20 protein-coding genes, 3 tRNA genes and 6 pseudogenes are annotated in these 22,030 nt (G+C 44.3%); 12 read left to right on the plus strand and 17 right to left on the minus strand.

Annotation, left to right across the window (positions count from 1 at the left end; all coding sequences use genetic code 11):
* The first annotated feature begins 159 nt into the window (after positions 1–159).
* On the plus strand, positions 160–1,050 hold the full coding sequence (gene prmA, locus QUB30_RS11630) for a 50S ribosomal protein L11 methyltransferase (RefSeq protein ID WP_333333302.1): 891 nt from the start codon (positions 160–162) through the stop codon (positions 1,048–1,050).
* Positions 1,051–1,104: 54 nt separating this feature from the next.
* Here the strand turns inward: prmA and QUB30_RS11635 are convergent, their stop codons facing one another.
* Positions 1,105–1,698 carry a hypothetical protein gene (locus tag QUB30_RS11635; protein ID WP_333333304.1) on the minus strand — a complete coding sequence of 198 codons (594 nt, stop codon included), beginning with the start codon at positions 1,696–1,698 and terminating at the stop codon, positions 1,105–1,107.
* An 87-nt stretch (positions 1,699–1,785) separates the two neighbouring features.
* Positions 1,786–2,103: a thioredoxin gene (gene trxA, locus QUB30_RS11640; protein ID WP_015178505.1), complete on the minus strand. Its 318-nt coding sequence runs from the start codon at positions 2,101–2,103 to the stop codon at positions 1,786–1,788.
* 73 nt (positions 2,104–2,176) lie between these two features.
* On the opposite strand from trxA, the gene fabG reads away from it, so the two are divergent.
* Positions 2,177–2,941, plus strand: coding sequence for a 3-oxoacyl-[acyl-carrier-protein] reductase (gene fabG / locus QUB30_RS11645; protein ID WP_006634175.1), 765 nt, complete (start codon positions 2,177–2,179; stop codon positions 2,939–2,941).
* Between the two features lie 81 nt (positions 2,942–3,022).
* On the opposite strand, the gene QUB30_RS11650 is transcribed toward fabG, so the two are convergent.
* The 3 genes from QUB30_RS11650 to QUB30_RS11660 form a co-directional block, all read right to left on the minus strand.
* Positions 3,023–3,478, minus strand: coding sequence for an HD domain-containing protein (locus QUB30_RS11650; RefSeq protein ID WP_333333306.1), 456 nt, complete (start codon positions 3,476–3,478; stop codon positions 3,023–3,025).
* 62 nt (positions 3,479–3,540) lie between these two features.
* Positions 3,541–3,969: an NUDIX domain-containing protein gene (locus QUB30_RS11655; protein ID WP_333333308.1), complete on the minus strand. Its 429-nt coding sequence runs from the start codon at positions 3,967–3,969 to the stop codon at positions 3,541–3,543.
* A gap of 36 nt (positions 3,970–4,005) precedes the next feature.
* A complete protein-coding gene (locus QUB30_RS11660; RefSeq protein ID WP_333333310.1) occupies positions 4,006–5,061 on the minus strand; it encodes an adenylate/guanylate cyclase domain-containing protein in 1,056 nt (351 codons plus the stop codon).
* Between the two features lie 553 nt (positions 5,062–5,614).
* On the opposite strand from QUB30_RS11660, the gene QUB30_RS11665 reads away from it, so the two are divergent.
* Positions 5,615–6,748: a class I SAM-dependent methyltransferase gene (locus QUB30_RS11665; protein ID WP_333333313.1), complete on the plus strand. Its 1,134-nt coding sequence runs from the start codon at positions 5,615–5,617 to the stop codon at positions 6,746–6,748.
* A gap of 325 nt (positions 6,749–7,073) precedes the next feature.
* On the plus strand, positions 7,074–8,777 hold the full coding sequence (locus QUB30_RS11670; protein WP_333333315.1) for a lipoxygenase family protein: 1,704 nt from the start codon (positions 7,074–7,076) through the stop codon (positions 8,775–8,777).
* A 59-nt stretch (positions 8,778–8,836) separates the two neighbouring features.
* Here QUB30_RS11670 and QUB30_RS11675 read toward each other — a convergent pair whose 3' ends face one another.
* The 4 genes from QUB30_RS11675 to QUB30_RS11690 form a co-directional block, all read right to left on the minus strand.
* A complete protein-coding gene (locus QUB30_RS11675; protein ID WP_333333317.1) occupies positions 8,837–9,979 on the minus strand; it encodes a fatty acid desaturase in 1,143 nt (380 codons plus the stop codon).
* A gap of 322 nt (positions 9,980–10,301) precedes the next feature.
* On the minus strand, positions 10,302–11,567 hold the full coding sequence (locus QUB30_RS11680) for a glutamate-5-semialdehyde dehydrogenase (protein WP_333333319.1): 1,266 nt from the start codon (positions 11,565–11,567) through the stop codon (positions 10,302–10,304).
* Between the two features lie 4 nt (positions 11,568–11,571).
* On the minus strand, positions 11,572–11,976 hold the full coding sequence (locus QUB30_RS11685) for a hypothetical protein (protein WP_333241070.1): 405 nt from the start codon (positions 11,974–11,976) through the stop codon (positions 11,572–11,574).
* 248 nt (positions 11,977–12,224) lie between these two features.
* A tRNA-Gly gene (locus QUB30_RS11690) sits at positions 12,225–12,296 on the minus strand.
* Between the two features lie 218 nt (positions 12,297–12,514).
* Between QUB30_RS11690 and QUB30_RS11695 the strand changes: the two genes are divergently transcribed.
* From QUB30_RS11695 to QUB30_RS11720, 6 genes and pseudogenes are all read left to right on the plus strand, one after another.
* Positions 12,515–12,655: a hypothetical protein gene (locus QUB30_RS11695; protein ID WP_333241062.1), complete on the plus strand. Its 141-nt coding sequence runs from the start codon at positions 12,515–12,517 to the stop codon at positions 12,653–12,655.
* Between the two features lie 303 nt (positions 12,656–12,958).
* A complete protein-coding gene (locus QUB30_RS11700) occupies positions 12,959–14,776 on the plus strand; it encodes an ABC transporter ATP-binding protein (protein ID WP_333333321.1) in 1,818 nt (605 codons plus the stop codon).
* A gap of 197 nt (positions 14,777–14,973) precedes the next feature.
* Positions 14,974–15,058: transfer RNA gene (locus QUB30_RS11705), tRNA-Tyr, on the plus strand.
* Positions 15,059–15,115: 57 nt separating this feature from the next.
* Positions 15,116–15,187: transfer RNA gene (locus QUB30_RS11710), tRNA-Thr, on the plus strand.
* Positions 15,188–15,366: 179 nt separating this feature from the next.
* The gene (locus QUB30_RS11715) at positions 15,367–15,744 is read left to right on the plus strand and encodes a DUF6444 domain-containing protein (RefSeq protein ID WP_333333323.1); all 378 of its coding nucleotides are present in this window, start codon (positions 15,367–15,369) and stop codon (positions 15,742–15,744) included.
* 109 nt (positions 15,745–15,853) lie between these two features.
* Positions 15,854–16,009, plus strand: a pseudogene (locus QUB30_RS11720) (IS5/IS1182 family transposase); the annotation flags it as partial.
* A gap of 74 nt (positions 16,010–16,083) precedes the next feature.
* Here QUB30_RS11720 and QUB30_RS11725 read toward each other — a convergent pair.
* The 5 genes from QUB30_RS11725 to QUB30_RS11740 form a co-directional block, all read right to left on the minus strand.
* Complete coding sequence (locus QUB30_RS11725; protein ID WP_333333325.1) at positions 16,084–16,218, minus strand: hypothetical protein; 135 nt, start codon at positions 16,216–16,218, stop codon at positions 16,084–16,086.
* Between the two features lie 161 nt (positions 16,219–16,379).
* The gene (locus QUB30_RS11730; protein ID WP_333333342.1) at positions 16,380–16,613 is read right to left on the minus strand and encodes a transposase family protein; all 234 of its coding nucleotides are present in this window, start codon (positions 16,611–16,613) and stop codon (positions 16,380–16,382) included.
* Complete coding sequence (locus tag QUB30_RS11735) at positions 16,613–16,879, minus strand: transposase family protein (protein ID WP_333333327.1); 267 nt, start codon at positions 16,877–16,879, stop codon at positions 16,613–16,615. The genes QUB30_RS11730 and QUB30_RS11735 overlap by 1 nt, the downstream gene beginning before the upstream one ends.
* On the minus strand, positions 16,857–17,033 hold the full coding sequence (locus QUB30_RS33815) for a transposase family protein (protein WP_445300483.1): 177 nt from the start codon (positions 17,031–17,033) through the stop codon (positions 16,857–16,859). The genes QUB30_RS11735 and QUB30_RS33815 overlap by 23 nt, the downstream gene beginning before the upstream one ends.
* A 16-nt stretch (positions 17,034–17,049) precedes the next feature.
* Entirely contained in the window at positions 17,050–17,280 is a 231-nt protein-coding gene (locus QUB30_RS11740) for a hypothetical protein (RefSeq protein ID WP_333333329.1), read from the minus strand.
* 163 nt (positions 17,281–17,443) lie between these two features.
* Between QUB30_RS11740 and QUB30_RS11745 the strand changes: the two are divergent.
* Positions 17,444–18,068 (plus strand): annotated as a pseudogene (locus QUB30_RS11745) (ISAs1 family transposase); the annotation flags it as partial.
* Here the strand turns inward: QUB30_RS11745 and QUB30_RS11750 are convergent.
* Positions 18,063–19,603 (minus strand): annotated as a pseudogene (locus QUB30_RS11750) (IS5 family transposase). The pseudogenes QUB30_RS11745 and QUB30_RS11750 sit on opposite strands and share 6 nt — an antisense overlap.
* 119 nt (positions 19,604–19,722) lie before the next feature.
* On the opposite strand from QUB30_RS11750, the pseudogene QUB30_RS11755 reads away from it, so the two are divergent.
* Positions 19,723–20,278, plus strand: a pseudogene (locus QUB30_RS11755) (ISAs1 family transposase); the annotation flags it as partial.
* Positions 20,279–20,298: 20 nt separating this feature from the next.
* Here QUB30_RS11755 and QUB30_RS33820 read toward each other — a convergent pair.
* Both QUB30_RS33820 and QUB30_RS33825 read right to left on the minus strand, forming a co-directional pair.
* Positions 20,299–20,511: pseudogene (locus QUB30_RS33820) on the minus strand (hypothetical protein); the annotation flags it as partial.
* A gap of 903 nt (positions 20,512–21,414) precedes the next feature.
* Positions 21,415–21,861: pseudogene (locus QUB30_RS33825) on the minus strand (DUF4158 domain-containing protein); the annotation flags it as partial.
* Positions 21,862–22,030 lie beyond the last annotated feature (169 nt).

Here is a 22,030-nt window from a genome sequence, read left to right on the forward strand (position 1 = left end):
TGCCAGGACTGATAATTGGTAATGGGTAATCGATCGTTGGTAATTGGCAAGAAAGCGGGAATTTTTCTATTAACCAATCCTCATTCCTCACTCCCCAGTTCCCAGTCTCCAGTTCCCCTGGGCCAATCTAAAATCTAAAATCTAAAATCTAAAATCGTTATGGCACATAGCTGGTGGGAAATTAGAATTCTTTGCGATCCGGCGCTGGAAGATATCATCTTTTGGCGTCTGGAACGGTTTGGCTGTCGGGGAACTGCTACTGAGATCAAAAGCACTTCCTGCCTGATGTCGGCTTATTTGCCCGAAGAACAGGCAGGATTGCTGGATTTGGCCGCTCTGTCTCTGTGGCTGCGCCAAGATGCTCTGTGTGCAGGTTTGCCCCTACCTGCGATGCAGTGGGATTTGATTGAAGAGGAAGACTGGGGCAGCACTTGGAAGCAGCACTGGCAGCCTCAAGAAGTGGGCGATCGCTTTTTAATTAACCCGGCCTGGCTGCCCTTACCGACTGATACCGATCGCATCATTTTGCGTTTAGATCCCGGTGTGGCTTTCGGTACTGGCGCTCACGCTACCACTCAACTGTGTCTGGAGTCGCTGGAAATGCGTCTCGGTTTTGATGACAGCAAGTGCGTAGTTGCGGATATCGGCTGCGGATCGGGTATTTTGTCGATCGGCGCGGTGTTGTTGGGCGCTACAAAAGTTTATGCTTTGGATACCGATCCTTTGGCAGTGCGATCGACCATTAGCAACAGACTACTCAACCGCGTTAATTCTCAGCAGTTAGTTGCAGAGCTCGGCAGTATCGATCGCTTGAAAGAAATGGTAGATGAGCCGATCGACGGTTTGATCTGCAACATTTTAGCAGAAGTAATCATTGATTTAATCCCGCAGTTTACTGCAATTAGCAAACCCACTACTTGGGGCGTGCTCAGCGGCATTTTGCTCGAACAAGCTAAGCCAATAGCTGACACTCTCGAACAGCACGGCTGGATTGTGGCTACTCTGTGGAAGCGCCAAGATTGGTGCTGTTTTAATATTCGACGTAGTTAACAATATGGTAATTGCTAATTCCTAATTGCTAATTGGTAATTTTGAGTTCATGTTTCATCTTTGGGAAGTGAATTTAAATAAATTTCGCACCTGAAAATAAACCGCGCCAGCCCAATAAAAACCATTCACCAAAATCAACAACGTTTTTCCAGCATAAGAATTAACAAAACCAAAAACGCGGTAAGTTGACAGCAGCACTAACAACATTTCAACTAGAGAAACAATTGACCCGTAGTGCTTCCTATCCCAATAAGAAATCGGACTGATAAAACGGTAATTGCTGAACGGAAAAAAGTGTCGGTGAGCGTCGTCATTGTGGACTGGCAAATCTCCCAGAGAGTGTAGTATCATGCTGATAAACAGAATTTGCACACTTTGCCAACCGAAATAATAAGCAATTAGCAAACCAATAACCGCAAGGGGAATTGAATGAAACAGAGCCACAAAATTTTGCACAAAAGGCTCATAATATGCTTCTGACCAAATTGTAGCTGCAGGCAAGCGAGCAATGTATTTCGCCCAAAAGTAAAATAAAAATATCGGAATATCCGGCAAAATTCCGCCGATCGCAATAATGAGATTAGCTTGCGGCAGTTGCGGTTTGCCGAGAATTGCCAGATTGATAATAGCGTGGCTGGGAGTCTTCATAGGTAGGGTGCGTCAACTACGATTATCTTATTCATAATTAATCAGATATTAGCTGACGCACCCTACGTGTGAGATAATTGGCTCCTGCTACAAGTAAGGTTGCACTCGATCGATCAACTGCGCCGCTTGCATCACTCCCTCAATTCGATCGACCTCAGCGCCATTTTTGAACAACACCAAAGTCGGCAAAGCATAAATGTGATGCTGCGACGCCAACTGTTCGTACTTATCGGTGTCAATTTTGACAACCATCAGCTTGTCTTTCATCTGACCGCTGACTTGCTCCAAAATCGGTGCCATCATCTGACAAGGCCCGCACCAAGTAGCGTAAAAATCTACCAACACCGGCAAGTCAGAGCCCGATAGTAACTCCTCAAAACTGCTGAACTGTTTTTGAACTGCCATAAGACAAAATAATTTTTTGGGTTCTGGCTCGATTTTAGTGCAAAATTCTCTGGTAGATTGCGAGGATAAAATTATGGAATTATTGCCAGAGACTTTTCAGAGACTGCGGGGTCAAGTTGCTGTCGTGACCGGTGCGTCGCGGGGAATCGGCCGCGCCGTTGCTTTAACATTAGCCGCAGAGGGCGCTAAAGTCGCCGTAAACTATGCGAGTTCGAGTGCTGCTGCTGATGAGGTGGTAGCAGAAATAGTCGCTGCTGGAGGAGAAGCTGTGGCGCTTGCAGCAGATGTCTCGAAAACTGACCAAGTAGATTTACTCACCAGTAATGTCATGGAAAAATGGGGACGGATTGACATTTTGGTGAACAATGCCGGCATTACTCGCGATACTTTGCTATTGCGGATGAAGTTGGAAGATTGGCAAGCAGTAATTGATTTGAATTTAACTGGCGTGTTTTTGTGTGCGAAAGCTGCGAGTAAAATCATGCTGAAGCAGCGAAGCGGCCGAATTATTAATATTGCTTCGGTTGCTGGGCAAATGGGCAATCCCGGACAAGCTAATTACAGTGCGGCGAAGGCTGGGGTAATTGGGTTTACTAAAACTGTGGCGAAGGAGTTGGCCAGTCGCGGGATTACTGTGAATGCAGTTGCACCGGGTTTTATCACTACAGATATGACTAAGGATGTCAAGTCTGATGAGATTTTGAAGTATATTCCGCTGGGGAGATACGGGGAAGTTGAAGAAGTTGCGGGGATGGTGAAGTTTTTGGCGGCAGATGCGGCGGCGGCTTATATTACGGGGCAGGTTTTTAATGTGGATGGGGGGATGGTGATGGCTTAGATTTGGGGATTTTTTTAACCGCACATATCGCACAGGCAAGATGCCTGTGCCACGATGAAAGCGGATATTTGCGGTTAATAATTACTTTAAGGCTGCACACAACTGACTGAGGACTTTTTTGTATTTGGCAATGCGTTGAAAATCTGCCTCTGTCGGATGGGCAATACGACGAATATCTAGGTTATGAGTAACATCCGCGATTTTGACTGGCAATGCGATCGGGTTGGCAATCACACGTTCTAAATAAGCTGCATAAGCTTCTCCTTCTATTTTGGTAATCGCCTCTATCGCCGAGACGATAACTTCAGGAAAACCTTCGCTTTTAAGTTGCTCAAGTGTCAGTTCAGAATCTTCGACCGCATCGTGTAGAACCGCTACGATTTTTTGCTCTAGAGAATTTACATTTTCCATCACAAATAGCGGATGATCGAGATAGGGATTGCCTGCCTTATCAACCTGCCCCTCATGAGCTTTGGCTGCGATCGCGATCGCTCGTTGTAGTAATAATTCGTAATCTGAATTCGTATTTAACAACATCGTAAAGAAGTTCTATATTAAAGTTTCAGTCTCAGCGCGGGGAAAAGGTAATGTGAGAGTTTTTATTTTAAATATTCCTGCAACAATTTCCAAGCCATTTGAGTACCTTCCCCCGCGTTGACTTTTTCAAAATCTACATCTTTTCTCAAAACTACCAAACCCACACCTTCTTTGATTTCTATTTTATCACAATCGCTAACTCTCGCCAAAAAAAGGTGGTTTTTTTGTAATACTTTTTTATCATTTTGAGTCTTTTGGTGAGTAAAAGTTGTGATAAAATCCATTTTGTAATAATTGGTTGTGAGGCTAGTTTCTTCCTCCATTTCTCGCAGGGCTGCCTGCTGTGGACTTTCTCCAATGTCCACGCCACCACCAAAAGTAGAAAGCATTCCTTGACTGGCAATACCGGGAATATTATCTCGTAGTTGTGCCCCAATCTGACCGTTGGGGAGCATGATAAAAATGCGGACAATTGAATTGGGAATATTCATGTTATCGAGTAAATAACCAAACTCAAAAAAGTTTCTCTATAGTTTTATGATTTGACTCCAAACTTTCCTCATCCAATTGTACACCGCACCATACAAAGCCAGCAATTTATTGACAAAACTTTGCCAAAGAGAACCTTCCCTTACCTCAGAAACTTCTTCGATTTCCACGGGCAGCGGCGGCATCCCGACTACTTCATACAGCGGATATTCGCCACTTTTTCCCGGAATTGGCACGGATACGCACTGATTGACGATCGCCAATTCCTTGACTTCCTGATAAGTCTCTTCGGAAATCAATAAACTCGTTCCCACTTGCTTGTTAGCAGCCTCGATCCGGCTGGCCAAATTCACTGCATCCCCGATCGCCGTAACTGTCTGACTCTTCGACGCGCCCAACTTCCCCACAACCACGCAGCCGCAGTGAATGCCAATCCCAATCCGCAATCGGTGACGGTATAAAGTCTCAAAATAGGGATTGAGTTTCTCTAGTTCCTCCAGCATCTCCACCCCAGCCCTCACTGCTTGTTCCGCCGCCTTGTCGGGATTTTCCAACCCAAACAGCGCCATAAAACCATCTCCCATATAATTATTAATCATGCCGCCATTGCGGTTGATCGCATAACCCATTTTTTGGAAATAGCGATTTAAAACATAGATTACATCGTAGGGCAACAGCGATTCTGCAAAAGGTGTAAATCCTCGAATATCCGCAAACAAAATTGCAATTTTTTTCTCTTGCCCGACAGGAGCAGAAATTGACTTTCCCGCCATTTCGTCGTTAAATGATTCCAAGTCTTCAGAATCGATCGCCAATCGGCGCAAAATCACCTTGCCTCCCGCAACCTGCGTCTGACAAGCCAGCCTAATTTCGGGTTCTAAACGCAATTTTTTGGCAAGTTCCTCCTCCGGCGAAGTGCGCGGAGAGCAAAATTCCAAACCTTCGACAATCAATACCCGGCAAGTCGAACATCGGGCGCTACCGCCGCAGATGTGGGTGTGGGGAATGTCGGCACGCAGAGAAGCTTCGAGAATTATATCGTCGTCGTCTATCTCGATCGTGCGATCGTCCGGCAGATAGTGAATCTGTGGCATATGTGGCGCGTCTAGCTAATTAGCGAGGAATCTCGCGGACATCTGTTATTGCAGCGAACCTGTATCCAAACCCGGTTTCTCAGCATTTTTTCTGCATCCCCTGATTCCTTAACTATAAGTCGCGATCGGCATTTGCTTCTCGTTTCCTCAGCTCAAGCGCCCAACTGACACCAGTTTAAAAAAAGAAAGTAACTCTAGGCAAGAGTCCAACTCTTAGCTCATCATTCATTCTCAATTCTCAGATATAAAATGGTATAACTGAACACTAAAATTTTCATCTCACCGTGAAAATACCCCAATTCAAGCTGTGGAGTTAATCTAAAATCTAAAATCTAAAATCTAAAATGGACTGACATAATTCTTAATAAAATTTCGATCGCCCAAAGCCCGATAAATCCGTTATCAAATCCCCTTCAACGGCGATATATTTTTCGGAGTTTTCAGAATTTTGCTGTGAAAACCTTACTTGGCAAGAGTTTCAGCTTTTTTGCTCTCTAACAACCAGCTAATTTTCGTGAGATAGAATAGCAGCATCTTTAAAAGCAGTATAACCATGACTTCATCAACAGCTCTACAAAACATCGAAAACCACATTCCCCTCGTGGGAAATATCCATACCAAAAGTCCGATCGCCTATGGAGCAACCCGCCTCGCAGTCAGTGCAGTTAACACGGTGCAAATGGCAGTAGCAGAGTCTTACATCAACGGATTAGAAGTCCCAGATTCAGTATTGCGATCGCTTTTTGATACCTGTATGCCCGTCTTTTTTAAGCATTTTCCCTCCCTGCTTGCACCCTACGAATGGGTACTAACAGAAACAGACCATACAGCCGAAGGGCCGCGGGATTTAATGAAAATTCAGTACGACTTGCCTCAAGCCATGCTGAATCCGATGCTAGGCGAGGGGAAACTCATTTATCCTAAATACAGCATGGGATTGTGGGAAAAAGGAGCCGCCAACCTTGAACAATCGCAAATGCAGATGATTGATGATGTGATTGAAAAGCTAGAGATTCAGGATGGCGATCGCATTTTAGACTTTGGTTGCGGTTGGGGTTGCGTTCCCAATTACATTCTTTCCAAATTCCCTAATGTCGAGTTTACTGGCATTAACCTCAGCCACCACCAATGCGAGTATATGCGTCAGAAGATGCAAGATCCTGAAAGCTACCTTAGTTCTGGTCGATTTACCCTATATGAAGGCGATTTGAACGACGCCAACTTCGAGACAAAATTTGATAAAATTCTCTCCATCGGAGTTTTTTGTCATGTAGGTAATTTAACGAAGGCTTTCCAAAAGCTCGCCTCTTTCCTGAAGGATAACGGCAAAGTTTTCATTCATATCATCACAGTTCGCACGCCCAACAATATATCCAGCGTTTTCACCCACAAATACATTTTCCCCCACGGCCGTTACTGGAAATACGATGCAGTTCCCAGCCACAATAAAGACCTCAAAACCATTCAAAGATGGTATCTCAACGGATACAATTACTCCACAACCTTTGCTAACTGGCTGAAAAACTTTGACGATTCTCAGGCAATAGTCAAAGATTTAGACTACGGCATCGACTATGCCAAATTTCGCCGCATCTGGCGGTTTTACCTGATTTGGTTTGTGGCTAATTTCGCGAGTTGCGACGGCGAATATAACGGCAACGGCCAATATTTAATGGTTCGTGCCTAACCGCTAATCAGTAGACCCAGCTCAAAAAACCGAACACCCCAAACCCCGACTTCTTTGAGATGTCGGGGTTCTTGAGTGCGAGCTACTTATCGGGAGTATGAAACCTTTGAACCTAAATTTAGGGCGATCGAGAAGTGTTGCCTTCTTTTGAGGAATTTTTCTGAGTTTAAAAAAATCCGGAATAAGATTATCGATCGGTGAATAAGACCTATATCAAGGGTGAGGCTAGGCACACTATACTTTTAAAATTCCATCTTCGATCAGTAGTGATGATTTCCGATATTTTACTACAAAAAGAGAGTTGATTTATACAATGGTAGACAATATGAAACCTTCTCTTCCTCAAGACGACCCGAACCCAGAACAGCGCAAAGATTCCTTGAATCGTCAGCAACAAGCTTATCAGTTTGACTATGAGAGTTTATCACCTTTGGCATTATTGAAAGATGTGCCCGCAGTCGAGAACTTTTCGAGCAAGTATCTTGCAGAACGCATATTAGCAACATCGGAACTTCCTGCAAATATGCTGGCAGCCGATTCGAGAACTTTTCTCGATCGTCTCGACGAACTCCAAGACTATGAAGACTTTTTTACTTGGCTGCCACTACCTGAAGTTGCCAAAATTTACCAAACCGATCGCTCTTTTGCAGAACAGCGCCTGTCTGGAGCAAATCCAATGGTGCTTCGCCTCTTAGATGCGAGCGATCCTCGGGCAGAAACACTGAGGGGTCTTTCCAGTTTGCACCCATTATTCGATCTGCGCCAAGAGTTGCAGGACAAAAACATTTACATTGCCGATTACACAGGTACTGACGAACACTATCGCGCGCCTGCTCTCGTTGGAGGCGGAACCTATGAAAAAGGCAGAAAATACTTGCCGAAACCACGGGCTTTTTTCGCTTGGCGGTGGACGGGAGTCCGCGATCGCGGTGAAATGACACCTATTGCCATTCAACTAGATCCGACGCCAGATAGCCATGTCTATACCCCATTCGATCCTCCTGTCGATTGGCTGTTTGCGAAACTCTGCGTGCAAGTAGCAGATGCCAATCACCATGAAATGAGCTCGCATTTAGGTCGAACTCATCTGGTGATGGAACCAATCGCGATCGTCACCGCCCGACAGTTGGCTAAAAATCACCCGCTTAGTCTGCTGCTGAAACCGCACTTTCGCTTTATGTTGACCAACAACGATCTGGCGCGTTCTCACTTGATCGCTCCCGGCGGGCCCGTCGATGAATTGCTAGGCGGCACCTTGGCAGAGACAATAGAAATAAGTAGAGAGGCGTGCAGTACGTGGAGTCTCGATCAATTTGCCTTACCCGCTGAACTAAAAAATCGGGGAATGGATGACCCCAATCAACTGCCTCACTATCCTTACCGAGATGATGGATTGCTGGTTTGGAATGCAATTGAAACCTTTGTATCGGGCTATCTCAACTTTTTTTACCCGACGGATGTGGCGATCGCTCAAGATGTGGAACTGCAAACCTGGGCCCAAGAATTAGCCTCTCCCCAAGGCGGTAAAGTCAAAGGAATGCCAGACCATCTCAACACAGTTGAACAATTAATTGAAATTGTCACAACTATAATTTTTACCTGCGGCCCGCAGCATTCAGCAGTCAATTTTGCCCAGTATGAATACATGAGTTTTGCTGCCAATATGCCCTTAGCAGCCTACCGGGACATTCCTAGAATTACTGCTTCGGGTAATCTAGAAGTGATTACAGAAAAGGATATTTTACGGTTGCTGCCTCCGTACAAACGAGCGGCTGACCAACTGCAAATTCTGTTTATTTTGTCAGCTTATCGATATGACCGTTTGGGTTATTACGATAAATCTTTCCGAGAACTCTACCGCATGAGTTTCGACGAAGTTTTTGCGGGAACGCCGATCCAACTTTTAGCCAGACAGTTCCAGCAAAATTTGAATATGGCAGAACAGAAGATTGATGCCAACAATCAAAAACGAGTAATCCCTTACTTTTCTCTCAAGCCTTCGTTGGTGCTAAATAGCATCAGTATGTAGAATTAACAATTCAGCACAATATCTCAATGTAGGGTGCGCAGTGCGCACCTTACTCTGTATTAGCCGTTTTTGTATTCTTCAGCGATCGAGCAATTCACGCACATTGTACCAGAGGAATCAGTGAAGGTGATTTCATCTTGATAATGCCGGGGTGTTTGCCTCAGCAACCGCCAAGCTTTGCCAGCATCGATTAAATTCAGGCGTCCGGGATAGTGAATTTGCAACAACTCTTGCACCATCGGATAATAGTCTGAGTTGATGCTGGGGAAAATATGATGCTCTGTATGGTAAGAAAAATTAAAGTGCAGCAGGTCAAATATTTTAGGAACCCCCACTGACATACTGTTGATCAGCGGGTCATTAATGGCGGTCATCCGGCAACCCATATGATTGGTATAGATGTAAAACATTGCGCCTGCATGACCAATTGCGATCGGCAAAAAGTAGGCGAGAGCGATTTTGAGCGGATGAAAATTTAGGTAGAACAAAATGCTGGCATGAATTCCTAAAATTCCCAGACATTCAAATGCGATTGTCAATCTATCTTTAGGACTAACTGTAAAGGCAGCCGGTACGTAATCGACAGATTTATCGTTAAATAACAGTACCGAGGTGAGATTGCGGAAATTATGCACTAACCACGAACCGGCCATCCCTACCATTAACCACAGCGGATTGACTTCTACCGAAGGTACAAACAGATTTTGAATCCATTTTCCCCAAGTATCTGGTTGCTGGTACAGATAGTTGCGATCGGGGTCTGCTAAAGAATTCGTGTTATTGTGATGTACGAGGTTGTGCAGATTTTTCCACTGAGTAGGCGGCATAAACAGCATACTCAGTCCCAAAAAGGCGATCGGATAAGTGAGGCGCGACTTTTTCTGAACGCTACCGTGCATCAAATCGTGGGAGCTAAATAGCAAAACTATGATACTATTGCCCATGATGACGGCTAAAGGTAAGTAAAGTCCTAAAAGATAGACAGGCCAGCGATCGAGATTAGCAGCAATTCCCCATCCCAGCAATAAAATAGCAGCGTTGATAAATAGTATTGCTAACTTGCTACGATCGGGTTCAAAGGCATCTGACGGCAGCAGCGGACGCAATTTTTTTACATATACCGAGTGATGAATTAGCGTTTCTTCGCCTAAAGTCGGCGTTGCTGTCTTGTCTAGAGTATTGAGTAATTTTTCGGATTTCATGTTATCGCTAAGAGTATTTTCATGTGAGTTAATAACTTTCTAAAGTTAATTAGATCCAGTACCGATTTGAGATTGACCCACAAATGAATCGCGGGCTTATTGTCAGGACGCGGAAATTTTATCTGTGTCGTTCCGGGAGCTGGTGACCAAATTGCTGGATAGCAAAGCTACCTAATTGTTGTACCAAGATATTATTGTATCCTATAAATAAAAATTTGGAAACAACTATTAAAGGCTTATAAAGGCTTACGCATCGATAATACTATCCCACTTTTGACTTTGGTTTAATATTCCAATAACCAATCCTAAATAACCTATAAGATTAAAAAAGTCCGTTTCCCTGAACAATTTCTTTAATTGTCGTCAGCGTATCTAACCCGATCAATCCCCGACGATAACCTTTTTGGTTGGACATTCCCAAAAAGATCGCATCTCCCCGATTTTGATAACGCCAAAACCGAGGCGAGGCATTAATAAAAGTTGAGGCGCTGTTAACATCCAGAGCAAATTGGCGACTTTCTAAGTAAGATTCAGTGGCGATGCAGTCAGCGTGGCCGCTGCTGTAGCGGTTGATCCAGCCGATCGCAATCTCTAAACTATCGACAACTTTAAACGCTATGGTTTTGTTTAAATAAGGTTGAGTCCACTCGTATGGTTCCGCCAGCTTCAAGTCTGGGAAATCTGCGACAAGATCGGCATCTGCGCTAATTTGAAAGCCTTTTTCTTTTAAAGTGTTCCACAGCCTGACTAAGGAAGAAGGTTTTTGGTTGCGATCGATCAGCACTTTCTCGATCGCATTAACAGGATCGGGAACGCTTTGATGGCTGTCCAAAATCATCCACCTTGCCATCTCCAAACTGCCAGTCGGCGACCAATAAAGGTAACAATTTCCCATTGCTGACCTCAAAACTGGTGCTGTACACAACCTTACAACCTGCTGCACCAAACTTGGTCTGCCGTAGGGAATAATTAAATTGAGATATTGGTCTTGAGTGACCAATTCTCTGATCGAAGCGCCCCGATCCGGCGGCAGTACCTGCAAACATCCCGATGGCAAACCGACCTCATCGATCGCCGAAACCAAAGCTTCTCCAATTACTGTATTAGTTTGCCAGCTTTCGCTGCCGCCTTTAAGAATCAAACTGTTAGCGCTTTTGAGAGACAAACCCGCGGCGATCGCCCCCAACTCGGGAAACGCCTCGTAAATGAGAGCGATCGCCCCCAGCGGTAGCGACTGACAGTACACCTGACAGCGATCGACCTGATAAGAAGCATTGATCACCCTGCCGATCGGATCTGGCATTTCCCCCAACCGTTCCAGAATTTGCACAGTCGTCTTGATCCGTTCCGGCGTCAGCTTCAGCCACTCCACAATCAACTCGGGAATCGCCATGTCCCGACTCGCTTCTAGATCCAGAGTATTTGCTTCTAAAATGTCATTTTGTCTGCGTTTGAGCGAGCCCGCCATCGCCTGCAAAGCTGCCGCGCGATCGGCACTCTTTGTCGCCGCCAACTCCAAAGAAGCTTGGTAAGCGCGGCGCGCGACATTTGCCGCATCTGATGAATGACTAAAATCCTCTATTATCATCTAGCTAACGCCTGTAAGCAAGCCATACCATCAGCGCCGGCAACATGGCTAGCAGCACGGCGACCATTGCCCACAGAATAATATTTGGGCCGGGGGAGTACAGCGCCAGGGGCAACCAAATCACTAGCGGCACCAAAATCATGCCTAGGGCCAGCGGCAAGTAGTGCGCTTTCAAACCCGGATGCGCTCTGTTCCACTGGTTGCCCGTCCACCGCCAAGCCTGTTTGTAAGGATAGTTTGTCGATAGTTGCTCGATGACGTGTCCGCTTTCATCCAATACAAATATTTGCTGACAGCGGTTGCATCCAAAGGCTTCTGTCAACGTTATGGGGACGAGACGACCCCGCCGCCGGCAAGGGCAGGGGTACTCATCGTTTAAGTCAATCTTTGGAGCTTTTTGAGATGGCACGAGCGATCGGATAAAAAAGCGTTTTTGCAAAAATCATCGTTAACATATCCATTTTATTAAACTTGTTAATTCTGCCCGATCGAGGATTTTAAGTGCCTGTTCCGAGCGATCGCCCACTTGGCAATTTTGACTTACAAGTTCTGCATTCCATATTACCACTAACTTAGGTATTCTCTACCACCATTAGGAGTATACCGAAAACTTTCTGGATCTACTTTCCGGTTTTCTTGAGTTTTTTTTATCTTTAAAGCGGGTGACGCGATTCGAACGCGCGACATTCACCTTGGCAAGGTGACGCTCTACCACTGAGCTACACCCGCATTTCCTGCGGTATTAACTATAGTGCCTTAGGTATCTTTGTTTGTCAAGTCTTTTACCTAATTTTTTTTTACAAACTCAGCCCAGGGGCGATCGCGCCACAGTCCCTTCGACATTTGAGGAGCCTGAATTATTAACTAAATCAGTAATTGCCATCGTTTTCACAGCCATCCGCCGACAGCAAAGCTAAAATCAAGCTGGAATTTGGGAGAACACTGCTATGTCAGACTTAAATCGCGGAATCATGAAGTTCAAGGGAGCTGACAGCCCCATTGCGATCGCCATTTCGGCGATTGTCATTACGGGCGGCATCGGCTTCTTGATCTGGTGGGCCCTGCAATCAGCCTACACCTTCAGCTAACAGACTACTCAAACATCAAACTTATAAGGCATGGCTCAGAAGGCAGAATTTAAGAAAAATTCTGTCTTTTGCATTTTTTTGCCCTCAGTCGTGAGTTTTTTGCCGAGGAATGCGGATAGATGCCTGACGGTTAAAGGATGACCATCAAAGGATTGCCATAAATCACCCGATCGGGCGAGTCGCTAGCATGAGCCGAGATGACTCCCCGAGCGACTACTTTTGTAGTACACTTGTAAACAAAGCGCGCCGAGAGCGCAATTTTAAATCCAAGTATTTGCAAGGGTTGTATCTCAACAAAAATTTATGGCAAGCTTTCAGGACATCTTCAAATACTACAGTCGCTACTGGAAAAGCTCAGTTTACAGCATAGGCGCATCCAGCATTTTGGCACTAGCCGATTTGCTTGTACCCTACGCGATCGGTCAAATATTAAACGTATTGTCGGGTCAACCTACAGATACAGTAACGCAAAAACTCATAACAGCGATCGCCTCTGTTACCCAGCACTCACCCAACAAAATATTATCGCTATCCGTCTTGCTGGGCATAATTTTTCTGGTAACAGTCGCCAAAGCACCGATCGAACCTTGGGTAGGAAATTGGTTTCACTGGGCGATACCATTGAGGGCAAGGCGCGATCGAATGAGAAGTGCGATCGGCAAAATCCTCACCTTACCCCTAGAATTCTACGACGAAAACAACGCCGGACGGATTGCCAGCCGCATCGCCAAAGGCATCGCCAACCATACTTGGACTTACCCAGAAATTGCCGGCGAATTCATCCCCGAAGTCGTCCGCTTAATCGGCATTTTTGCCGTTATCTGCTTAATAGAGTGGCGGATTGGCTTATTAATTGTGGTTTCATTCCTATTTATCCTCAGTTTCACCTTAAAAGGTCTGCAAGGGGTGACTGCGCGCGAAGAAATTCTAGATGAATACATCGAAGATACCGAAAGTCGCAACTCGGAAATTATCACCAACATCAAAACAGTCAAAGCTTTTGCGACAGAAAGGGATGAACTCAAAAGGCAAACCACCAGACTCGATCGCGAATTAAAAGTTGTCATTAACCGCATTCACAAAGGATACGTCACCTTGGGGACATACCAGCAGACGATCGTCCACTTGTGTTTGTTTTCAGTTCTCGGTTTTAACCTAGCAGCCACGGTTGCAGGCAAAATTTCCCTCGGATATTTTGTTACCGTCTACACCCTGGCAAGCATGGCATATTCCCAACTGCGTCCGATTAGCATTATCGCCGAATCATTGGCGCGGCGCTATTCTTCAATGATCCGGTTCCACGAGTTTATGCAAACGCCAGACGGTGTTGATGCGGTTAATTTAGCAGAAAATGCTCGATCGGCGTCGCCTTATAAATTTACCGGCAAAGTTGAATTCAGCGGTTTGACCTTCGGGTACGACAGTCAAAAACCCGTTTTGCAGGATGTGAATTTATTGATTCATCCCCGTCAAACTGTAGCATTAGTCGGGCGATCGGGTTCCGGGAAATCGACTTTAGTGAAACTTCTGTTTCGCTATTTTGAACCCAACTCCGGCCGCATTTTGATCGACGGGGAAGACATTCGCAGCTTAGACGTGACTCGCTACCGCCAGCGTTTAGCCATTGTTCACCAAGAAGTAGACGTTTTTAACGGTACTTTGCTGGAAAATTTGACTTACGGAAACAGAAATGCAACTTTCGAGCAAGTTGAGGATGCTTGTCGCATCGCCAAAGTAGACGATTTTGTGCGGCTGTTGCCCCAAGGTTACTATACCGTGGTCGGGGAGAGAGGAATGCGGTTGTCCGGCGGTCAGCGGCAGCGGTTGGGGATTGCTAGGGCGCTGTTGCTGGAGCCGGATGTGTTAATTTTTGATGAGGCTACTTCTAGTTTGGACTATGAAAGCGAGCGATCGATCCAGGTAGCCATGCAGAATATTCTCGGTACGCGCACCACCATAATTATTGCCCACAGACTGAGTACAATTCGCGAAGCCGATGCGATCGTCGTACTCGACGGTGGTAGAATCGTCGAAGTTGGCAGTCACGACGAACTCTTGAGTCAACAAGGCATTTACCGCCGCCTGCACTCCCTGCAAGAAACCGGGGAATTAGTGAATTAGGGATTTGGGCTAAGTCTAGACTTCGGGTGTTCCGGGCGGACACCAAGCCTAGACTTAGCAATCGCACCTGAAACAGTATTCAATTTTCCTGTCTGCCGCTAAATGACTTATGTGTTCTAAACTTAATGATTAGACTTTTAAATATAATGTTGCAAAAAAAGAAGAATCTGCTAGGATGTTTAACTGTGGGTACAAATGGGTCGGTGCCCGAGCGGTTAATGGGGGCGGACTGTAAATCCGCTGGCTACGCCTACGCTGGTTCAAATCCAGCCCGGCCCACCACAATTTCAATAAAAATAAAAAGTTAAAAATTTTAATTTAACATTCTTAATTTTTTATGCCCGTGTAACTCAGTGGTAGAGTACCTCCTTGGTAAGGAGGAAGTCACGAGTTCAAATCTCGTCACGGGCTTACTGGTATCTAGTATATCCATCAAGGGTTTCAGGTTCATTACATCACAAGAAAATCCGGCGTTGCTGGATCAAGGTATGATAAGCTCGCTCGCTCTTCATCTCACTTGATCGTAATGATTAATTGTAAGGATTCAGGTCAAAAAAAACTTCAGTGGCGGCATCTGGTAAAATAAACGGATGAAAAAGCTCGCACCCACGAGAGAGCAGAAAAAAACCGAAATCGAGCAGTTGAGCCAAGCTGAACTGGTAGAAATGGTACTGGGGCTGCAAAAAATCATTGCACAATTGCAAGAAAAACTAGCGATTGCTACGGGCAAAAGTCGAACCACCAGTCAGACTTCATCCAAACCCCCATCAACGGATCTACTCCAAAAACCAGAGAAACCAACAATCAAGCCAGAAGCAGACCCAAAAAAGAAACCAGGCGGACAACCGGGTCATCAGGGGAAAACCCGCAAAGGGTTTGGACGAGTAGACAGAACAGAAATTAGCTCACCCAACATCTGTCTCAATTGTGGTAGTCAAGAATTAAGTGAAGTAATTAGGGTTTGCTGAAGCAGTTGCAAAAGTAAACACTGTATGAGTTGTGTTACCCTAAAAAGGTGGAAGGGTGCAAGAAAAACAGATATAATGACTCAAAACCCGTGCATCACCACCTGCGCTAGTGTACAGAAAAGCTGAGCTTGCCCCAAGCCCCCCATCCGACTTTAAACTACCCTTTGAAGGAAGGTTGTCAGCAGATAACCGTTGGGTAAAGATGGCCGAACTTATCCCGTGGTCTGAATTTGAAGCAGAATATGCTAAAAATTTCCCGACCGAAATGGCAGGGTAAGCTCATCTAATTTGGTATAAATTGTACTTGACAAAAAGGGCAAGATATAAAAGAGCATCCTGTCAAGAGCAGTTCTTTGAACCCATTTGAGATAACGCGCGATCGAGAGATAACGCGCGATCGAGAGATAACGCGCGATCGAGAGATAACGCGCGATCGACTCGCAGCCTCAAAGATGTCAAATAGACCTCTCCCATAATTCCAATCCCTTTCCCCGCTTGGTTTCTGGCGGACGGTTCCAGCAGGGACCGTCCGTCAGAAACCAACGCTTCCTTAAGGGTTTCAACGGTCGATAGATAAAAACTGCCCAATTTTCTGACCTAAATTTTACTGTTTTTTTTTCAGTTTGTAGGGACTTTTATTGACACATAACGAGCGCACCTATTCGCCATCTTACTAATCCACATACCACCAAAATTACTCTCTCGTAATTTTTCGTTTTTAAGCGAAATCTTTCTGATGCTACTCTCCATATTTTTAATAATCTAATTAGATGCTCGACAAAGATTCTTTTTTGAGCCTTTGACTTATTGGCTCTCTTTTGAGCTGGAGTCAGAACTCCCTGACGCGGTTTTTTATGAGGAGTATTAATTAATGGTCGAGTGCATAAGCTTTATCTCCTTGAAACTTTTGTGATGTTTCGTCGGACGCTCTCTGCTTTCTCCAAATGTTTATGTCGGCTGTTGCTCCGGTTTCTCCTACTACTACGTCAACAATCTCTTTACCGGATGGCATGACTATTACCTGGTTCTTTTTAGTATGTCTCTTTTGTTTGCCAGAGTAATTTTTTTTCTGCTCTTCATTGTCCGTAGGTCTTTGTCTGGGCTGCTCGTAGCTATCTACCCCGCAACTCAACATCTTTCAAAATTTCCAGAACCCATGCCCGCTCGCCATCATTTTTTTTTACTTGTTCTAACACCGAAGCCGGCAATAAATCTCTTAAAATCTTTACCCAACGGTGAAAAATATAATTAGCGGTTGATTCACCAATGCCAAATTGTACCCCAAGCATTTGAAAAGTAGGTAAGTTATGCAGGTACACGGTGGGTCAAAATAATTTGGTCTGCTATCGTTAGTTTAGGGGGACGACCGCTGCCCGGTTTAATGAGCCGAGTTTTCTGACTTTCTTGAGATGTTTTTTGACGAGCGTACAAATTTTCTGCATGGGTAATTAGTTGTATTAATTGGTCGTAGTCTATACCCAACATTCTTTGAGTCTCGGATGGATGCTTTTCAATATATTCTCGGAGTTGGCTCATGTTTTTGGGGGTAAAATTCCATTATAATTTAAGAGCGCTCTATCAACCATTTCTTTTTGGGAGATGTCAAATGGGTTCTATAATAGTGCTTCATCTGTGTCACGAATGGTGAGGAAAAATCAATGGAGAAAGGATTTGATCGTGTTGTGAATGAGCCAAAATCATCACCGAAGCCCGACAGGTCTCAACCCATCTCCCTGCAACACTTACTGCGCCTTCAACTTATTTTGATGACATCCCAGATCCGAGAGTAGACCGAACCAAACAACATTTACTTAAAGACATTCTGGTCATTACCATATTAGCTACAATCGCCGATGCCCAGGGGTGGGAAGACATCGAAAATTATGGACTCAGCAAGCAACAATGGTTAGAAGAATTTTTAGAGTTACCCAATGGCATCCCCAGTGATGATACATTCCGCCGGGTGTTTGAAAAGCTAGACCCGAAAGTTTTTTCTTGAGAAGTTATCGCAATGGTTGCAACAAATTATGGGTTCCGTCTGCCAAGAAATCATCCCCATATATGGCAAAACTTTGCGAGGTTCTTACGATCGAGAGAAAGGTTTAAAAAACTTACATTTAGTGACAGCTTGGGCGAGCCAACAGCGTTTGGTACTCGGGCAAGTCAAAGTTGAAGACCATTCCAATGAAATCACAGCAATTCCAGCCCTACTAGAACTACTCGACATTGCCGGGGCGATTATCACCATTGATGCGATGGGGACTCAAACAGAGATAGTCCGACTGATTCGTCAGAAAAAAGCCGATTATGTCGTGGCACTAAAAAGGGCTTGCTGAAAAAGTCTGAAAACAGCCTTTAGAAAGATGAGTGAATTTGCTATTATCTGAATAATATAAATTATCCTCATCTTTTTTAGACAAAACATAATTCTTTCTCATCTTTAAAGGCAGAAAACCTAAGCAAAGGTTTTTGTTGTGAAATAGACATAAAAAAAGCCAAAAAGCCTGCCGCAGCAGGGCGGAAAGATTCATCACCATAAAAGTTATAGCGATACCTGTTTCAGAAGTATTAGAAAGTTTAGCCATAACTTTACCGAGGCTGAATCTTCTTTTAGCTTCTCCAAATTTTCTGACAAATTGAGTTACGAATTATCTCGTCTGACTGAGCTTGTTTTTTCTGTGACTTGCTAATATTTTTAGGGGGTCTTCCTAGAGGAACGCCACTCATCCTAATTCCTCTTTCTTTGCACCAAATTCGATTTAACTGCGTTCGATATATGCGATCTACATGAATTGATTCGGGATAAAATCCCGTGAATTGTTTGAATTCTTCTACTTGTGTTGTCAAGTCTAAAGATTCATTGAAATTCTCCCAACTAATTCGGTCTAAAAATACGTAGCCGTTACGACAACTCGCTGACAATTTTGCCCCAAATTCAACGGATTTCCCGGCTTTTCCTCTGACGATGGGGCGGATATGTGGTTGCGTTAAACTTACTATTCTGTTCTCAATACTCTGTTCTTTCTTTTCATACATCGATAACTGTTGACGGTATACTTCTGTGACTACTAGCAGCTTTTTATAGTCAGATTTACTTAGCAACTGTAGCTCACCCATTCCCTCGATATTAGCTAAATTTCTTTTGATATATTGGAGTTGTTTTTTAATCGTTTTTCTTCGTTATTTTCGTAATTGCTTCCGGTTTTTGGCTATAGTTAAGTATTCTTTTCTGGCTTTGTTTCGATAAGTTCTTGTTTTTTTTTACGGGTGACTGATTTTTATTATGTAGAGCATCTATGATTTTTTCTGTATGTTCTCTTGCTTGATTTAATAGTCCTAAGTCCGTCGGATATTTAATGTCGGCTGGCGCGCAGGTTGCGTCTAATATTAATTTTCCTTGATTCTTAGGCTCACTTAGGTCAGATGACTTTTTTTCTACTTCCTCTCCTTGCACTTCAGTCTGGTTTTTGACCATTTTTTCATTGATTTTATTGACTAGGTTGACACCTATTCTTTGCCGAAAATAAACGAACATGGATGAGTCGAATGGTTCTTCATTACTATAATCACTCAGACCTAGGAAGTATTGTAGGTATGGGTTTTCTGTTATTTGTTCTACTGTTTCGGCGTCGCTAGTTCCTAATCTTTCTTTGATTATTAATGCCCCCAAGGCCATACGAAACGATTTGGCGGGCGCTCCCGTTGAACAGGTGAATTTTTTGGCATATTCTACTTCAAATTCTGACCACGGAATTAGTTTTTCCATGATTACCCAACGATTATCCTCTGACAATTTCCCCTCGAAGGGGAACTCAAAGTTGGACGGCTGGCTTGGGGTTGGGTCAACTGTTCGGTACATTACAGAAGTGATGCTATGCAGGGCTTTTGACTGATTTTAGCTCACCAGTCCGCACATTTGGAGCATTGAAACCAGCCAAAGTCTTTACCTGTAATAGTTTCAGGCTTTTTCAGCAAGCCCTAAAAAGCAATCATCCCACTCTTTACAATCAAGTAAAAGACTGGTTTGAGACGGCAAAAACTCAGGAATTCATGGGGATTGAAATGAGTTATGATTCCCGAACCGAAAAGGGACATCATCGCCTCGAAACTCGAAAAGTCTGGGCGGTATCACTTGCCAAACTAGGAGGACTTTACAAGCAAGAGCAATGGGCAGGCTTACGCACTATTGTGATGGTCGAAAGAGTTCGTCATTTCTGGAACAAAACCACTCACGAGGTACAGTTTTACCTAAGTTCTTTACCAGTAGATGCCCAGCTCAATGGTCGTGCTATTCGTCAACATTGGAGCATTGAAAACCAAGTGCATTGGAGTTTAGATGTGACTTTTAATGAAGATAAATCCCGGATTCGCTCGTTAAACAGTCCTCAGAACTTCGCTCTGGTAAGACGGATTGCCCTTAATGCGGTCAACCAAGAAACAACTCAAAGAGCGTAGCCTGCGACAAAAAATCAAACGGGCTGCTATGAACAATGACTATATGATGCAAATTCTCAAGTGCTTTTGTCAAGCATGATTGAGATGCTCTTACCCTGCCATTTTTTGCTGCAAGCTACTAATAAAAGCTGACACATCTGTTGGCTGACCTAAAGCTTGATAATAAACTTGTCGTTGCGCCTCAAAATCTTTGGGGAGGTCTTCTTCTGGATTTCCATAACGTTTGGCACCAACTACCCAAATTTCTTTAGAACGCAGTTGCTCTCTTAAAGTTTGCAGTACGCTAATCTCATAATTGACGCGGTTGATTTTTTCACCCCCCTCTTCGTCAACTTCCACAACAATTTCCCGCCAACTATTTTTCAGTACCCCATCAACGCAGACTTCATCTTCCGGCGAATAATAATGTTGAGAACTGCCCGTGTACTTCTCGATCAACTCTAGTGCCTTGATTGCAGGCTGGTGAAGTTCATTATTCGATCTAAATTCCAAACAAGAGAGGATTTGCGGCACCATTCGGCGATAATGGTGCAGGTAAGAGGCTCGCATTACCGTATAAACGCGCTCCCGGTAAGTAGGACCGCTCGACTTAAATTCTTTTACTAGATTACTTAAGGTAGATGGGCTAACTACGGGATAAATAGCATCCTTAACCGCTGACTCTGGATGCTCTAAAGAAGCTGTTGCCATGCAAAATAAAATGTTATTCTTGCCGCTGACTCGCTTGAAATCGGCAATTAACTCCTTATCTACTTTGCGTTCGGCGCGGATGCTAATCCTGTGGACAATTTGAATTAATAATTCGACTAAACTATCTGTAATCTCTTGACTTCTTTGCCAGCAGAAAGCAGCGACTAGCGCGTAACGGATGGGGTCGGGATGGCGGCGCAATTCCCTTGGCGGTTCCGCCGAAGCTCGTTGGCGGTAATGATGTAAAATCTTTGGAGCGATATTAGCAAATAAATTTTCTGGTAATTCTAATTGCCGAATAGCTTGTAATTTGTCAATTTCTTTGAGCAAGCTATCAAGACCTACGCGACCGGGGTCGGCTTTCAGGTTGTTGAAATCCATTGCCCCCGATTCAGGAGATTGTGACTCTAATCCTCGATCGAGATTTAAAATTGCATCAATTTTAGCTTTGGTTTCTGGGGAAATCCGGGACGATATAGCAGCACAAAAGTTTTGTTCTCCTGTATGAATTGCCGACTTAATTAATCTGCCAATTCGTTTGCTGGTGGGTGGTTCAATTTTTAAGTCTCGCAGTCGCTGATAGGCAATTTCCGTTAAATACTGTTCGTTGCGGTCGCGAACCAGCACTTTTTCAATCAACCATCCACTCAAAGCTTGACTGTCAGCAACTGTAGGTTCTCGAAATCCGAAATAGGTCCGAATCTGCGCTCGGTGATATTCAATTGTACGCCCGCTCCACTTGTAAAAACGCCATTGGGGTGGCAATACTTCTACTTGAAGAGCAATGTACGAGACAACTGATTTAGGGATTTCTTGCTTTTTAACGGGAAACCGAGTATCCTTACAAAAACATTTAAGCAAAACGGCGAAACCGAGCCGAGTGGCTCCAGTTTTATTTGCCAGCAGCGTTCTTTCTCCTTCAAGTAAGGTAAAATGTTCGATTAATTCTTCTGGCTCCCACTGTCGTTTCACACAGACTCCTCCCCAAACCTACAGAATTCTACTTTTACAACAAAACTGACCAGAGTAGGTAGATACAGCAGATTCCATGTATATGTGGTACACTAGAGCGTCGGTACAGTATTAGAAGTTGACAAAAAAAGAGATATATGAATTTACCCGGTCAAGGAATCCAACTCTA

The organism is Microcoleus sp. BROC3, assembly GCF_036702515.1.
Taxonomy (GTDB): Bacteria; Cyanobacteriota; Cyanobacteriia; order Cyanobacteriales; family Microcoleaceae; genus Microcoleus.

What these genes read in the sequence shown, in the direction of transcription:
- QUB30_RS11660 (WP_333333310.1), bottom strand. Translation starts at nt 5,061, where the DNA reads ATGCCACAGATTCACTATCTGCCGGACGATCGCACGATCGAGATAGAC.
- QUB30_RS11670 (WP_333333315.1), top strand. Translation starts at nt 7,074, where the DNA reads ATGAAACCTTCTCTTCCTCAAGACGACCCGAACCCAGAACAGCGCAAA.
- QUB30_RS11715 (WP_333333323.1), top strand. Translation starts at nt 15,367, where the DNA reads ATGAAAAAGCTCGCACCCACGAGAGAGCAGAAAAAAACCGAAATCGAG.
- QUB30_RS11675 (WP_333333317.1), bottom strand. Translation starts at nt 9,979, where the DNA reads ATGAAATCCGAAAAATTACTCAATACTCTAGACAAGACAGCAACGCCG.
- QUB30_RS11655 (WP_333333308.1), bottom strand. Translation starts at nt 3,969, where the DNA reads ATGAATATTCCCAATTCAATTGTCCGCATTTTTATCATGCTCCCCAAC.
- prmA (WP_333333302.1), top strand. Translation starts at nt 160, where the DNA reads ATGGCACATAGCTGGTGGGAAATTAGAATTCTTTGCGATCCGGCGCTG.
- QUB30_RS11680 (WP_333333319.1), bottom strand. Translation starts at nt 11,567, where the DNA reads ATGATAATAGAGGATTTTAGTCATTCATCAGATGCGGCAAATGTCGCG.
- QUB30_RS33815 (WP_445300483.1), bottom strand. Translation starts at nt 17,033, where the DNA reads ATGCTTGGGGTACAATTTGGCATTGGTGAATCAACCGCTAATTATATT.
- QUB30_RS11650 (WP_333333306.1), bottom strand. Translation starts at nt 3,478, where the DNA reads ATGTTGTTAAATACGAATTCAGATTACGAATTATTACTACAACGAGCG.
- QUB30_RS11635 (WP_333333304.1), bottom strand. Translation starts at nt 1,698, where the DNA reads ATGAAGACTCCCAGCCACGCTATTATCAATCTGGCAATTCTCGGCAAA.
- QUB30_RS11735 (WP_333333327.1), bottom strand. Translation starts at nt 16,879, where the DNA reads ATGTTGAGTTGCGGGGTAGATAGCTACGAGCAGCCCAGACAAAGACCT.
- QUB30_RS11700 (WP_333333321.1), top strand. Translation starts at nt 12,959, where the DNA reads ATGGCAAGCTTTCAGGACATCTTCAAATACTACAGTCGCTACTGGAAA.
- QUB30_RS11740 (WP_333333329.1), bottom strand. Translation starts at nt 17,280, where the DNA reads ATGAGCCAACTCCGAGAATATATTGAAAAGCATCCATCCGAGACTCAA.
- QUB30_RS11665 (WP_333333313.1), top strand. Translation starts at nt 5,615, where the DNA reads ATGACTTCATCAACAGCTCTACAAAACATCGAAAACCACATTCCCCTC.
- fabG (WP_006634175.1), top strand. Translation starts at nt 2,177, where the DNA reads ATGGAATTATTGCCAGAGACTTTTCAGAGACTGCGGGGTCAAGTTGCT.
- QUB30_RS11695 (WP_333241062.1), top strand. Translation starts at nt 12,515, where the DNA reads ATGTCAGACTTAAATCGCGGAATCATGAAGTTCAAGGGAGCTGACAGC.
- QUB30_RS11725 (WP_333333325.1), bottom strand. Translation starts at nt 16,218, where the DNA reads ATGGGAGAGGTCTATTTGACATCTTTGAGGCTGCGAGTCGATCGCGCG.
- trxA (WP_015178505.1), bottom strand. Translation starts at nt 2,103, where the DNA reads ATGGCAGTTCAAAAACAGTTCAGCAGTTTTGAGGAGTTACTATCGGGC.